Consider the following 13,627-nt stretch of genomic DNA (forward strand, 5'->3'; position numbering starts at 1 on the left):
CGAGCACGCCGAGCACGCCGTAGGTGAGGGCGGCGCCGGTGCTCCAGCGCAGCGTCGGCGCCACGCCGTCGAAGTAGCCGCCGCCCAGGTCGCCGCCCAGCAGCTTCAGCGCCAGCTGGGCCAGCGCGGCGCCGAGCGCGATGCCGGCGGCGCTGCCGATCACCCCGAGCAGCAGCGACTCGGCCAGCACCAGCCGCAGCCGCTCGCGCGGCGTCAGCCCCAGCACGCCGAGCAGGGCGAACTGCTGCGCCCGCTTGGCGACGCTCAATGCCAGCACCGAAAACACCAGGAAGGCGCCGGTGAACAGGGCCACCAGCGCCAGCACCGTGAGATTGACGCGGTAGGCGCGCGACAGGTTGCTGACACGTTCGGCCGCATCGCCCGGTTCGGCGATCTGGATGCCGCCCGGCCAGCCCGGCGATTGCTGCAGCGCGCGGATGAAGTCTGCGTGCCCGGTGCCCGGCGCCAGCCGCAGGTCGATGCGCGTGAGCCGGCCGCCGCGGCCGAACAGGTCCTGCGCGGCGCCGATGTCCATCACCGCCAGCGCGGCACCGCCGGCCGCGACCTGGCCGGCGATCTGCAGCGACTGCCATTGCGTGCCGACGCGCAGCTGCAGCTGCGTGGCCTCGTCGCCGATGGCCTTGCGTGCGGCGGCGTTCAGGAACACCTGGCCGGGCGCGAACAGCGACAAGCGGTCGGCGCCTTCGGCGGGCCGCGGCATCAGGGCCGGTGCGATGGTCGGCAGTGCGAGGGCGTCGACGCCGACCACCCGCAGCGGCAGCCGGCGCGCGCCGATCTGCGCGACGCTCGGCAGTTCGAGCACCGGGCTCGCCAGCGCGACCTGCGGATGCCGTGCGACCTGCGCGAACACGGCCTCGTCGAAGCTGCCCTGGGCGGCGCGCAGTTCGAGGTCGGGCTGGCCGTTGACCGAACGCACTGCGCTCGAGAATTCGTCGAGCGCGGACGCATTGATCAACTGGACCGAGAAGGCCAGCGCCACGCCCAGCATCACGGCCACGACCGCGGCCGCGTTGCGCCACGGGTGGTGGCGCAACTCCTGCCAGGAGAAGCTGAACAACAAGGCCTTCATCGCATCCCATTCTGCGCGAAGCGCGATGCACGACAGCGGCGCGCCCGGAGCCTCAGAGCCGCTCCGATGCGGCGGCCAGCCAGGTGCGCACCGCCGGGCTGGCGCTGAGGCCGGTCGCGCGGGCGTAGGCCCGGCGCGCCGCCTCCGCCTGGCCGTTGCGGCCCAGCAGGTGCGCGCGTGCGGCCCAGAAGGGCTGGTAGTCGGCGACCTCGGCCGGCGCCAGGGCGTCGAGTTCGCGCAGGCCCGAGGCCGGCCCCTCGGCATCGGCCACCGCGCAGGCCCGGCTGACCTGGGCGCCGGTGCTGGGCCGCAGCGCGATCAAGCCGTCGTAGAGCGCCACCAGCGCCTGCGCCGGAACCTGCGCGCCGAGCCGGCGAGCGCAATGGGCCGACTGGATCGCGGCCTCGATCTGGTAGGGGCCGAGCGCATTCAGCGTTGCGGCGCGCTGCAATGCCTGTTCGGCTTGCGTGCGAAGGGCGGGGTTCCAGCAGGCGGTGTCCTGTTCGTCCAGCGGCACATAGTCGCCTTCGGCGCTGCGCCGTGCCGCCGCGCGGCTTTCGCAGAACAGCATCAGCGCCAGCAGGCCCAGCGGCTCGGCTTCGGCGGGCATCAGCCCGCAGAGGATGCGGCAGAGCTCGATCGCCTCGGCCGTGAGGCCGCGCTCCGCCGCGTCGGCGCCGTCGACGTCGTCCCAGCCGGTGCCGTAGGCCGCATAGATGCCGTCGAGCACGTCCTGCAGCCGCTGCGGCAGGTCGAGGGCGCGCGGGAACTCGAAGGGAATGCCGGCAGCCCGGATCCGCGCCTTGGCCCGGACCAGGCGCTGGCCCAGCGTGGCCGGCGCCGTGAGGAAGGCGCCGGCCATGCGGGCGGCGTCGAGTCCGAGCACCGTCTGCAGCATCAGCGGCGCGCGCGCCGCGGCGTCGATGGCCGGATGGGCGCAGACGAAGAGCAGGCGCAGCCGTTCGTCGGGCACCGCCTGGCCCTGGCCGCCCGCGTCGTCGCCGACCTCGTCGGCCAGCAGCAGCAGGGTCTGCATCGCTTCGTCCTGGACGCGGCTGTGGCGCCAGGCGTCGAGCGTGCGGCGGCGCGCCACCTGCAGCAGCCAGGCTTCCGGCTGCACGGGCACGCCGTCCACGGGCCAGCGCTCGAGCGCCCGTGCGAAGGCGTCGGCCAGCGCGTCTTCCGAGGCCGCGATGTCGCGCGTGCGCGCCGAGAGAATCGCGACCAGCCGGCCGTAGGACCGGCGCGCGGCCTGCTCGGCGGCCGCGCGCGCCTGCTCGACCGCCGAGCCTGTCACATCGGTGCCGTGAAGACCGGGCGCACCTCGACGCCGCCGGTGCTGGCACACGGCGCGCGGGCGGCCCATTCGAGGGCGGTGTCGAGGTCCGGCACGTCGACCACGAAGTAGCCGCCGAGCTGTTCCTTGGTGTCGGCAAAAGGTCCGTCCTGCACCTGGCGCTTGTCGCCGCGCACGCGCAGCGTGGTGCCGGTCATCGGCGGTCGCAGCCCGTGGCCATTGACCGCGATGCCCGACTCGCGGATCGCGCCGATATAGGCCATCCAGCCGGACATGTAGGCCTGGCCGGCGGCCTGCTCCCGTTGTTCGAACTCGGATTGGGGTTGGTAGAACATCAGCATGTATTGCATGGAACCTCCGGGGAAGAAGCACACGAGCAGGATCGCTCACTGCAATGACGGCGCAGCCGGTTGCGTTTCGACAGTGTGCGGCAAGGCGGCGGAATTTTTTTTCTCGTCGCCGTCGCTTAAGCTCCTCGCCATGCACACACTCCCGACCTACGACGACGTGATCGCCGCGGCAGCGCGGCTCGAAGGGCATGCCCACCGCACGCCGGTGCTGCGCTCCCGCACCGCCGATGCGCGCTGGGGCGCGCAGTTCTTCTTCAAGTGCGAGAACTTCCAGCGCATGGGCGCCTTCAAGTTCCGCGGCGCCTTCAACGCGCTGTCGAAGTTCGATGCGAGGCAGCGCGAGGCCGGCGCGATCGCCTTCTCGTCCGGCAACCATGCGCAGGCGGTGGCGCTGTCGGCGCGCCTGCTCGGCATGCCGGCCGTGATCGTGATGCCGAACGACGCGCCGGCCGCAAAGCTCGCCGCGACGCGGGAATACGGCGCCGAGGTGGTGCAGTACGACCGTTTCACCGAGGACCGCGAGGCGCTGACGCGGCGGCTGGCCGAAGAACGCGGCATGACGCTGATCCCGCCCTACGACCACCCGGACGTGATCGCCGGGCAGGGCACGGCGGCCAAGGAACTGATCGAGGAAGTCGGCGTGCTCGATGCGCTGTACGTCTGCCTCGGCGGCGGCGGCCTGACCAGCGGTTCGGCGCTGTCGGCGCGCGCGCTCGCGCCCGACTGCAAGGTGTACGGCGTCGAGCCCGAGGCCGGCAACGACGGCCTGCAGTCGCTGCGGGCCGGCCGCATCGTCACCATCGAGACGCCGAAGACCATCGCCGACGGCGCCCAGACGCAGCACCTGGGCGAATACACCTTCGGCATCATCCGGCGCGACGTCAGCGACATCCTCACGGTCAGCGATGCGCAGCTGGTGGCGGGCATGCGCTTCTTCGCCGAGCGCATGAAGATGGTGGTCGAGCCGACCGGCTGCCTGGCCTTCGCGGCGGCCTGCGCCGCGGGCGAGGCGGTCCGCGGCCGGCGCGTGGGTGTGATCGTCAGCGGCGGCAATGTCGATCTGGCGCGTTATGCCGCACTGCTGAGCGGCGACTAGGCGCGGATCCCTTCGGCGCTCAGGTGCAGCACGCGGTCCGCGCGCGCCGCCGCGGCTTCCGAATGCGTGACCAGCACCAGCGAGGCGCCGTGCGCGCGGGTCTGCGCCACCAGCACGTCCATCACGCGCGCCGCGGTGCCCGGGTCGAGGTTGCCTGTCGGCTCGTCGGCCAGCAGCAGCGATGGCGCGTGGACCAGCGCGCGGGCGATCGCGACGCGCTGCAACTGGCCGCCGCTCAGCTGCTGCGGCAGGCGCGTGCCGAGGCCCGCGAGGCCGACGGCGTCGAGCATGCGAGCGACGCGTCCCTCGTCGCGCTGCCCCAGCAGCATCAGCGGCAGCGCGACGTTCTGCCCCACGTCCAGGTGCGGCAGCACATGGAAGGCCTGGAACACGAAGCCGACGTTCCTGCGCCGCCACAGCGCGCGCGCCTCGGCGTCGAGCGCGCCGATGTCGGTGCCGTCGTGCCGCACCGTGCCGGCGTCCCAGCTGTCGAGGCCGGCCATGCAGTTGAGCAGGGTCGACTTGCCGACGCCCGATTCGCCCACGATCGCCACGAACTCGCCGTCGGCGACCTCGAGCGTGACGTGCTCGAACACCGGCGCCTCACCGTAGTGCTTGGCGAGATCCCTGATCTGCAGCGTCATGCCAGTGCCGCCACCTGGCGCAGCACCTGGGCGATGGCATCGGGGGCCTCGGCCGGGATCACCTGGCGCCCCGGCATGCTGCGCAGCCAGGTCATCTGCCGCTTGGCGAGCTGGCGCGTGGCGGCGATGCCGCGTTCGCGCAGTTCGGTGATCGGCCAGGCACCGTCGAGCGCCTCCCAGGTCTGTCGGTAGCCGACGCAGCGCATCGAGGGCAGGTCGGCCACCAGGTCGCCGCGCGCGCGCAGCGCCTGCACCTCGGCGATCAAGCCGGCCGAGAGCATGACGTCGAAGCGCTCTTCGATGCGCGCGTGCAGCCAGCTTCGCTCGCTGGGCTCGAGCGACAACAGGGCCGCCGCCGGCGTGCCGTTGCCGGCCTGTGCCGCCGCGTGGAAGCTCGACAGCGGCCGGCCGCTGGCATGCCAGACCTCGAGCGCGCGCTGGACCCGCTGGCTGTCGTTCGGCGCCAGTCGCGCGGCCGTGATCGGATCAACCTTCGCCAGGCGGGCGTGCATCGCCGGCCAGCCGAGCGCGGCGGCATCGGCTTCGAGCTGGCGGCGCAGCGCCGGGTCGGCCGCGGGCATGGCATCGATGCCCTCGGCCAGCGCCTTGAAGTAGAGCATCGTGCCGCCGACCAGCAGCGGCAGCTTGCCGCGTGCCGCGATCTCGCCGATCAGGCGGCGAGCGTCCTCGACGAAGGCGGCCGCGCTGTAAGCCTCGCGCGGGTCGCGGATGTCGATCAGGTGGTGCGGCACTTCGGCGCGCTCGGCGGCGCTGGGCTTGGCGGTGCCGATGTCCATGCCGCGGTAGACCAGCGCCGAATCGACGCTGACGATCTCGACCGGGCGCTCGCGCGCGATGGCCAGCGCGGCCGCGGTCTTGCCCGAGGCGGTCGGGCCGGCAAGCGCCACGTAGCGCAAGGCCTTCGAAGTCGGCATCTCAGCGGCCACGCGGCTCCCCATGGCGGCGCACCAAGGTCCAGGCGATGGCCGCGATGCAGGCGCTCCAGAACCACATGCCGAGTGCCAGCGGCATCACCGTGCCGTCCATGCGCGCGCCCAGCCAGCCGCCGATGCCGAAGGCGGCCAGCATCATGATGAAGCCGTTGAGCGCCGAGGCGGCACCCGCGGCCTGCGGAAAGGGACCGACGGCGCCGGTCTGGCCGCAGGGCTGGTGCACACCATGCGCCAGCATCACGAGGGTCAGCGGCCCGACGATGGCGGCGACCGACACCACGCCGGCCAGCGCCAGCAGGCCCATCGCGCTGCCGCCGGCCAGCGTCAGCCCGGCGGCCCTGGCCACGCTGCCGCGCACGCCGTGGCGCGGCAGCCAGCGCCGGCAGACGAAGGTGCCGGCGATGTAGGCCAGCGAGTTCCACAGCATGACCAGCCCGTACTGCGTCTTGCTGAGTCCGAGCACCTGGATGAAGACGAAGGAGGACGAGGCCAGGAAGGTGAACAGCAGCCCGTAGGACGCCGTGGTCAGCGCGCTGAAGGACAGGAAGACCGGATTGCGCAGCACCATCGCCCAGGTGGCGATCAGCGTAGCGGCGCGCAGTGCGTCGGGGTTGCGGCGCGGCAGCGTCTCGCCGAAGCGCAGTGCGACCAGCGCCAGCGTGAAGGCGCCGAACAGCGCCGGCACGAGCAGCGCCATGCGCCAGCCGAACAGGTCTGACACCAACCCGCCGAGCGGCGCGCAGAGACAGGCGATGACGCCCAGGCCGGTCAGGGCGCGCGACATCACGCGGGCACCGTCCATCGGCTGGTAGAGGTCGCGCACGATCGCCCGGGCCGCCATCACGGCCGCGCCCATGGCGGCGCCCTGCAGGGTTCGCCAGGCGATCAGGATCTCGATCGACGACGCCATCACCCCGCCGATGCTCGCGAGCACGTAGCCGCCAAGGCCCCACAGCAACACCGGCCGGCGGCCGAATCGGTCGGACAGCGGCCCCCACACGAGTTGCGAGCAGCCGAAGGCAAGCAACAGCGCGCTCAGCGTCAGCTGCGCCTGCGCCATGCGGGCGCCGAAGCCGGCGGTCAGGGCCGGCAGGGCAGGCAGGTAGAGATCGGTCGTGACCGGCTGGATGCCCAGCAGCAGGGCGAGCGTGAGGACGACCAGCGCCGGCGACAGGCCCGAGGCAGGCGGCGCGGTGCGAGAAAGGGCCGGTGCAACGGGAAGCGGCATGCGCCCGAGGTTAACAAAGACGGCGCGGCGAGGCGCCGCAGGCGCTCAGATCGCCGGGCTGGTCAGGCGGGTCGGCCGCAGGGCGGTGGTTTCCGAAGCGGTGGGCGCAGGCATGGGAGGCAGCGGTGCCGGCTTCGGCGGCGGCTGCAGGTCCGCGCCCGTCGCGACCTCGGTCGGCGGCTCCTTCATCCGAAAGAGCTGCGACAGGGCGGCGCGGTACTGCGCTTGGCCGATCGAATTGGCGTTGTGGTGCGAGCCACCCTCGACCAGCACGAACATCTTCGGCACGGTCGCGGCATCGTAGAGCTTGCGGCCCAGGGTCGGGTTGATCAGGCTGTCGGCCGCACCGTGCACCACCAGCAACGGCGCGCCGATGTCCTTGACCTTGCTGATGGCCTCGAAACGCTGGGTGATGAAGGGGCCGAAGGGCAGCCAACCCCACTTGAAGCTGCTCGCCACGTCGGCGATCGAGGTGAAGGTGCTCTCGACGATGGTGCCGCTCTCGTCGTCGACGCGCGAAGCGAGGTCGATGCCGATGGCGCCGCCGAGCGAGTGGCCGAAGATGTAGCGCGGCTGCTTCGGATGGCGGGCGGCGAGCCAGGTCCAGGCTGCGCGAGCATCCTCGCGCGCCGAGTCTTCTGAGGGTAAACCCTTAGAACTCTTGCCGAAACCCCGGTAGTCGATAGCCAGCACCGAGAAGCCCAGTTCGTGCATGCGGCGCATGCGGGGGGCCGAGCCGGCGACGTTGTAGCGGGCGCCGTGCAGGTAGAGCAACACGGGCGTATCGGCCGATTCCGGTGCACCGCCCAGCCACAGGCCGTGCAGGCGCGCCGGCTCCCCGGTCAGCGAGGAGTTGAAATCGATCCAGACGTCGTCCATGCCCTGGCTCATGGCTTCCGAATTGCCCCAGCTGCGGTCGCTGGGCTGGAAGATCCACTCGCGCTGGCGTTCGTCGAGCGTGGAACAGCCTGCGGCCAGCAGGGCGACCAGGGCGGTGGCGGATGCGAACAGGGACCAGGATTTCATGGAAGGCTGAAGGACAGGCCGCAAGGCCGGAAAGTTCAACGACAGACTCCATGCAACGGGCGTGCCGACCGGGTCGATGACCCGGTTAACCCTAGGATTTGTAACGCTTTTGGTTGCTTTTCAGCTCGTTTCCAGATTTTGTAAGCGAAGGAAAGAAGACGGCTCAGCGTCCGCGCATGAACAGCGCGTCGAGTTCCCGCACCGACAACTGGCGCCAGGTCGGCCGCCCGTGGTTGCACTGGTCCGAGCGCTCCGTGGCTTCCATCTGGCGCAGCAGCGCGTTCATTTCGTCGACGGTCAACTTGCGGTTGGCGCGTACCGCGCCGTGGCAGGCCATGGTGGACAGCAGCTCGTTCTGGGCCCGCTGCACCACGGTGCTGGCGTCGTGCTGCGCCAGTTCGGCCAGCACGCTGCGGGCCAGCTCCACGGGGTCCCCGTCGGCCAGGGTTCCGGGCACGGCGCGCACCGCCAGGGTGCGCGGCGAGAACGGCGTGATCTCGAGGCCGAGCGCGGGCAGCACCGCGGCACAGGCCTCGGCGGTGGCCACTTCCTGGGGCGTGGCGGCGAAGGTCGCCGGGATCAGCAGCGGCTGGCTGCGGATGGCGGCGCCGTCGAGCTGGGTCTTCAGGCGCTCGTAGACGATCCGCTCGTGCGCGGCATGCATGTCGACGATGACCAGCCCCTGGCTGTTCTCGGCCAGGATGTAGATGCCCTGGAGCTGGGCGAGCGCGCGGCCCAGGGGCCAGGTGCCGGCGTCGCTCGACGCGATCGTCTCGGCCGCCGCGGGGGCGGTGCTGCCGGTGCCGGCGGCCGCGGGCGAGAAGGCCGCTGCAGCCTCCGAAGCGAAGGCCGGCGCCGGATCCCGCGCCGGCGCGACGCGCGGCGCGGCCGGCCACATGGCCGCCGCATCGCCGAGCCCGCGCTCGCCGCCGAAGTGCATGGCCGGTTGGGTCCAGGAGGCCGACGCGGGTGCCAGCCTCGGCTTGAAGAAGGGTTCGGCCAGCGCCGCCGCGGCCGCCTCGCCGGCCCGCGGCGCGGCCAGCGCGTCCTCGATCGCGTGGCGCACCGCCTGGTGCACCTCGCGGCCATCGCGGAAGCGGACCTCGATCTTGGTCGGGTGCACGTTGACATCGACCCGGGCCGGATCGATGTCGAGATAGAGCGCGTACACCGGCTGGCGCTGGCCGTGGAGCACATCCTCGTAGGCGCTGCGCACCGCGTGGGACAGCACCTTGTCGCGCACGAAGCGGCCGTTGACATAGAAGAACTGCTGGTCGGCGCGCGAGCGCGCCGCATCGGGAATGCCGGCGCGGCCGGTGACGCGCACCGGGCCGGCTTGCCGGTCGACCGCCACGCTGTGCTTCACGAAATCGTCGCCCAGCGTGTCGGCCAGGCGCTGGTCTCGCTCGGCGGCGGCGCGCCACTGCTCGACCAGCCGGCCGTCGTGCCAGACCGAGAAGCCGACCTCGGGACGCGCCAGCGCATGGCGGCGCACCGCCTCGATGCAATGCGCGAGCTCGGTGGCGTCGGTCTTCAGGAACTTGCGCCGCGCCGGCGTCGCGAAGAACAGCTCGCGCACCTCGACCGTGGTGCCGGTGGCACGCGCCACCGGTCGCAGTTCGCCGGTGCGGCCGTCGAGCGCGAAGGCGCTGTCGGCACCCGCGAAGCGTGACTGCACGCTGAGTTCGGCGATGGCGTTGATGGCGGCCAGCGCCTCGCCGCGGAAGCCCATCGTGCCGACGGTCTCGAGGTCTCCCAGGCTGGCGATCTTGCTGGTGGCGTGGCGGCGCAGGGCCAGCGGCAGTTCCTCGCGCGGCAGGCCCAGGCCGTCGTCCTCGACCGAGATCAGGCGCACGCCGCCGGCCGAAAGCCGCACGGTGATCTGCCTGGCGCCGGCGTCGAGCGCGTTGTCGAGCAGTTCGCGCACCACCGAGGCCGGCCGCTCGACCACTTCGCCGGCCGCGATCTGGCTGATCAGTTCGTCGGGAAGCTCGCGGATCGGGCGCCGCGTGGCAGGGGCGAAGGAAGAGGGAAGAGCACGCACGGGGACATTCTAGAAGGCCGTGTTCCGGCGAGCTGGATAATGCGCGCCATGGAAATCATCGCCTTTCTCGTCGACTTCATCCTGCATGTCGACAAACACCTCGAAGCCTTTGTCATCGCCTACGGGCCCTGGGTCTACGGGCTGCTGTTCCTGATCGTGTTCGTCGAGACCGGGCTGGTGGTGATGCCCTTCCTGCCCGGCGACTCGCTGCTGTTCATCGTCGGTGCGCTCTGCGGCGCGGGGCTGATGAGCTTCGGCCTGGCAGTGCCGATCCTGCTGGCCGCGGCGATCCTGGGCGACCAGTGCAACTTCAGCATCGGGCGCTATTTCGGGCCGAAGGTCTTCCAGTGGGAGAACTCGCGCCTCTTCAACCGCAAGGCCTTCGACCAGGCGCACGCCTTCTACGAACGCTACGGCGGCGTCACGATCATCGCGGCGCGCTTCCTGCCCTTCATCCGCACCTTCGCGCCTTTCGTGGCGGGCGTGGCCGACATGACCCGCACCAAGTTCACGCTGTTCAACGTCGCGGGTGCGCTGCTGTGGGTGGTGGGCCTGTGCACGGTCGGCTTCTTCTTCGGCAATCTGCCGATCATCAAGGACAACCTCGAGAAGGTCATCTGGGCGCTGATCCTGGTGCCCGGACTGATCGCTCTGTTCGGTGCCTGGCGCGCACGCGGCGCGTCGACCGCTCGCTGAGGCTTGAAAAAAGCGCGTCGGGGACGCGCTTTTCGTCGACCCCGGGCCCCGTTCAATAGCGCGGGCCGTTGTTTGGGTAGTAGCTGTTCGACGGGTAGTAGTAGCGTTGCTGGTTGCGCTCGTCGATGTTGCGCCCCACCTGGTTGCCGATCAGGCCGCCGACGGCGGCGCCGCCTACCGTCGCGGCCGTGTTGCCGCCGATCGCATTGCCGATCAGCGCGCCGCCCACCGCGCCGCCCGCGGTACCGAGCTGTTGGTTGGGCCCGCCGGCACAGCCGGCCAGGGTCATGATGCCCGCGGTGGCTGCGGCCACGATCCAGTGTCTCGTCTGCATGATGTCCACCTTTCAATGGATTGGATGAACTCATTTGTTCGGAAACGCCGTGCCCCGCATGTAGGAGCAGGCCCCGGCCTGTTGAGCGAATGCGCGGTCGCTGCGTGAGCGGCAAACCCTCGGCTCAGGCGGGCTTCAGGCTGCCGAGCCGCGCCACGATCAGCGCGTGCAGCGCCTGCGCCGCCACCGACAGGCTGCCGTCGCGCCGTTGCACGATGTAGACCGTGCGCTGGAGCGCCGCGTGTACCAGGGGCCGCGTCACCAGCGTGTCGCGCCGGAAGTGGAACAGCGTCAGAGCCGGCACCGCGCTGATCCCCAGGCCGGCCTCGACCAGTCCCATCACCGTGGCCAGGTGCTCGACCTCGAAGGTGGTCTGGAGCCGCAGCGGATGCAGCACGGCGTCGATCGACTGCCGCACGCTGCTGTTGCGCGTCATCTGGATGAAGGGCCAGGGCGCGAGCTTCTTCAGCGTCAGGCGCGGCTCGGTGGCCAGCGGGTGGTCGGCGCGGCACACCAGGTGGAAGCGGTCGCTGCAGAGCCGGCGCGACACCAGGTCGCTGGCCGAGGCCGTGCCGGCGTCCGAGGCAGCGAGCGCGAAGTCGACCCGGCCGCCGCGCAGCAGCGCGATGCAGGCGTCCGACAGTGCATCGTCGAGCTCCAGCGTGATGCCCGGCCAGCGCTGCTGGAACTCCTTGAAGATCGCCGGCAGCCAGCCCGCGGCCAGCGAGGGCAGCGCCGCCACGCGCACCCGGCCCGTGCGGCGTTCGACATGGTCGGCCAGGTCGGCCAGCGCGCTGCCCATGTCGTCCAGCAGGCGCCGCGCCGGGCTCTCGAACAGCCGCCCCTCGGGCGTGAGTTGCACGCTGCGCGTGTCGCGGTCGAAGAGCCGGGTGCCCAGCGTTTCCTCCAGTGTGCGGATCAACGCGCTGAAGGCGGGCTGCGACAGATGGCAGGTCTGGGCCGCACGCGTGAAATTGCGCTGCTCGGCGAGCGCGAGGAAGGCGCGCAGCTGCCGGCTGGACAAGTCCGGGTGCTTCATGGCTTATTTGATTTGCGGATCAATTGATCTGAACTTTCGATTTCACGGATGATATTCCCGGGTCTACAGTGCAGCGCGTATGACCTCCACCGAACGTCCCGCGCTCCTCATCGGTTGCGCCGCCGGCTTCTCGGGCGACCGCACCGATGCGGCCGGTCCGGTGGTCGACACGCTGATCGCGCGGCTGGCCCGGGGCCCTGCGGGCCAGCGCGCCTTCCTGATCTTCGAAACCCTGGCCGAACGCACGCTGGCGCTGGCGCAGCTGCGCCGCCGTGCCGATCCCGAGGCCGGTTACGAGCCGCTGCTGGACGCCATGCTGCGCCCGGTGCTGGCGCGCTGCCTGGCGCACGGCATCCGCATCGTGAGCAACTTCGGCGCCGCGAATCCGCGCGCCGCCGCGCGGCACATCGCGCGCATGGCCCGCGAACTCGGCACCGTGCCGCCGAAGATCGCGGTGGTGCAGGGCGACGACCTTTCGGCGCCCGGGCAGCTCGCGCTGCTGCGGCGCGAACTCGGCGCGCAGATGGACGGCATCCGGCTGGTCAGCGCCAACGCCTATATCGGCGCCGACCCGATCGCGGCCGCGCTCGATGCGGGCGCGCAGATCGTGGTCTGCGGCCGCGTCGCCGATCCCTCGCTGACCGTCGGCCCGGCGCTGTCGCATTTCGGTTGGCGCGCGGACGACTGGGAGAAGCTGGGCCGGGCCACGATGGCGGGGCACTTGCTGGAATGCGGCGCCCAGGTCTGCGGCGGCTACTTTGCCGATCCCGGCTACAAGGACGTGCCAGGGCTCGCGCGGGTCGGTTTCCCGATCGCCGAGATCGCGGCCGATGGCAGTTGCACGATCGGCAAGGCCGACGGCACCGGTGGCCTGGTGACCGAGGCGACCGTCAAGGAGCAACTGCTCTACGAAGTGCACGACCCCGCCGCCTACCTGACGCCGGATGTCGTCGCCGACATCGCCGAGGCGCAGGTCGAAGGGCTCGGCGCCGACCGCGTGGCGCTGCGCGGCGTGCGCGGCCATGCGCGCCCTGCGCACTACAAGGTCAACGTCTGCCACGAAGGCGGCTGGCTGGCCGAAGGCGAGATTTCCTACGCGGGCCCGCGGGCCGAGGCGCGTGCCAGGCTGGCCGCTGAAGTGCTGCGCGAGCGGCTCGACGGCTTGCGGTTGCGCGTCGACCTGATCGGCGCGCTCAGCATCCTCGGCGACGATGCCGGCCGTGCGCTGGCCGCCACGCCCGATGCGGGTCTGCGCGACGTGCGCTTGCGCGTCGCCGCGACGCATGCGGAGCGCGCCCAGGCCGAGCGGCTGGCGCGCGAGGTGATGGCGCTCTACACCTGCGGCCCGGCCGGCGGCGGCGGCGTGCGCACCGCGCTCACGCCGCGGCTCAACACGCTGTCGTGCCTGCTGCCGCGCGAGGCGGTGCCGGTGGGCTTCGAGATCATCGAGGAGGCCGCGGAATGACGAATGACATCATCACGCTGCCGCTCTATCGGGCGGCGCATGGCCGCACCGGCGACAAGGGCGATCGCTCCAACATCAGCGTGATCGCCTGGCACCCGGCGCTCTACCCGCTGCTGGTGGCGCAGCTCACGCCCGAGCGCGTGGCGGCGCAGTTCCGCCACCGTGCGCCGAGCCGGGTCCAGCGCTTCCTGCTGCCGAAGCTGCAGGCGATGAACTTCGTGCTCGACGGCGTGCTCGACGGCGGCGTCAACGATGCGCTGAACCTCGACACGCACGGCAAGTCGCTGTCCTTCCTGCTGCTGGACATGCCGATCGATGTGCCGGCGGCGCTGGCACACCATCTCGCGGTCGACGAGCCGCCCTGA

The 13,627-nt window shown here is 71.4% G+C and carries 14 protein-coding genes; 4 read left to right on the forward strand and 10 right to left on the reverse strand.

The genetic code is table 11. The features are described 5' to 3' along the window. The 3 genes from AC1DYD_RS26780 to AC1DYD_RS26790 form a co-directional block, all read right to left on the reverse strand. The coding region (locus tag AC1DYD_RS26780) for an ABC transporter permease (RefSeq protein ID WP_478175787.1) at positions 1-1,090 on the reverse strand (1,090 nt) is incomplete at its 3' end. Positions 1,091-1,142: 52 nt separating this feature from the next. Further along, positions 1,143-2,387: an RNA polymerase sigma factor gene (locus AC1DYD_RS26785; protein ID WP_478175788.1), complete on the reverse strand. Its 1,245-nt coding sequence runs from the start codon at positions 2,385-2,387 to the stop codon at positions 1,143-1,145. Then, positions 2,384-2,737 (reverse strand): YciI family protein, encoded by a 354-nt coding sequence (locus AC1DYD_RS26790; protein WP_478175789.1) that lies wholly within the window; start codon positions 2,735-2,737, stop codon positions 2,384-2,386. Before AC1DYD_RS26790 ends, AC1DYD_RS26785 begins: the two co-directional genes overlap by 4 nt. A gap of 130 nt (positions 2,738-2,867) precedes the next feature. On the opposite strand from AC1DYD_RS26790, the gene AC1DYD_RS26795 reads away from it, so the two are divergent. Then, positions 2,868-3,833 (forward strand): threo-3-hydroxy-L-aspartate ammonia-lyase, encoded by a 966-nt coding sequence (locus AC1DYD_RS26795; protein WP_478175790.1) that lies wholly within the window; start codon positions 2,868-2,870, stop codon positions 3,831-3,833. Here the strand turns inward: AC1DYD_RS26795 and AC1DYD_RS26800 are convergent. The 5 genes from AC1DYD_RS26800 to mutL all read right to left on the reverse strand — a co-directional run bounded on the left by AC1DYD_RS26800 (position 3,830) and on the right by mutL (position 9,728). Further along, positions 3,830-4,477: an ABC transporter ATP-binding protein gene (locus AC1DYD_RS26800; protein ID WP_478175791.1), complete on the reverse strand. Its 648-nt coding sequence runs from the start codon at positions 4,475-4,477 to the stop codon at positions 3,830-3,832. The two genes, AC1DYD_RS26795 and AC1DYD_RS26800, sit on opposite strands and share 4 nt — an antisense overlap. Continuing rightward, a complete protein-coding gene (gene miaA / locus AC1DYD_RS26805) occupies positions 4,474-5,412 on the reverse strand; it encodes a tRNA (adenosine(37)-N6)-dimethylallyltransferase MiaA (RefSeq protein ID WP_478175862.1) in 939 nt (312 codons plus the stop codon). The genes AC1DYD_RS26800 and miaA overlap by 4 nt, the downstream gene beginning before the upstream one ends. Before the next feature lies 1 nt (position 5,413). Next, positions 5,414-6,658, reverse strand: coding sequence for a multidrug effflux MFS transporter (locus tag AC1DYD_RS26810; RefSeq protein WP_478175792.1), 1,245 nt, complete (start codon positions 6,656-6,658; stop codon positions 5,414-5,416). 45 nt (positions 6,659-6,703) lie between these two features. Then, positions 6,704-7,684 (reverse strand): alpha/beta hydrolase, encoded by a 981-nt coding sequence (locus tag AC1DYD_RS26815; RefSeq protein ID WP_478175793.1) that lies wholly within the window; start codon positions 7,682-7,684, stop codon positions 6,704-6,706. A gap of 163 nt (positions 7,685-7,847) precedes the next feature. Further along, positions 7,848-9,728 carry a DNA mismatch repair endonuclease MutL gene (gene mutL / locus AC1DYD_RS26820; RefSeq protein WP_478175794.1) on the reverse strand — a complete coding sequence of 627 codons (1,881 nt, stop codon included), beginning with the start codon at positions 9,726-9,728 and terminating at the stop codon, positions 7,848-7,850. A 48-nt stretch (positions 9,729-9,776) separates the two neighbouring features. Here mutL and AC1DYD_RS26825 point away from each other — a divergent pair, with 48 nt between their 5' ends. Beyond that, positions 9,777-10,424 carry a DedA family protein gene (locus AC1DYD_RS26825; RefSeq protein WP_478175795.1) on the forward strand — a complete coding sequence of 216 codons (648 nt, stop codon included), beginning with the start codon at positions 9,777-9,779 and terminating at the stop codon, positions 10,422-10,424. Between the two features lie 52 nt (positions 10,425-10,476). On the opposite strand, the gene AC1DYD_RS26830 is transcribed toward AC1DYD_RS26825, so the two are convergent. Continuing rightward, positions 10,477-10,758: a glycine zipper domain-containing protein gene (locus tag AC1DYD_RS26830; protein ID WP_478175796.1), complete on the reverse strand. Its 282-nt coding sequence runs from the start codon at positions 10,756-10,758 to the stop codon at positions 10,477-10,479. Positions 10,759-10,882: 124 nt separating this feature from the next. Beyond that, positions 10,883-11,797 (reverse strand): LysR family transcriptional regulator, encoded by a 915-nt coding sequence (locus AC1DYD_RS26835; protein WP_478175797.1) that lies wholly within the window; start codon positions 11,795-11,797, stop codon positions 10,883-10,885. Positions 11,798-11,876: 79 nt separating this feature from the next. On the opposite strand from AC1DYD_RS26835, the gene AC1DYD_RS26840 reads away from it, so the two are divergent. Together AC1DYD_RS26840 and AC1DYD_RS26845 are read left to right on the forward strand one after the other, a co-directional pair. Continuing rightward, entirely contained in the window at positions 11,877-13,262 is a 1,386-nt protein-coding gene (locus AC1DYD_RS26840) for an acyclic terpene utilization AtuA family protein (RefSeq protein WP_478175798.1), read from the forward strand. Then, entirely contained in the window at positions 13,259-13,627 is a 369-nt protein-coding gene (locus AC1DYD_RS26845) for an AtuA-related protein (RefSeq protein WP_478175799.1), read from the forward strand. The genes AC1DYD_RS26840 and AC1DYD_RS26845 overlap by 4 nt, the downstream gene beginning before the upstream one ends.

The sequence above is a fragment of the Variovorax sp. P4_B11 genome (assembly GCF_056402355.1).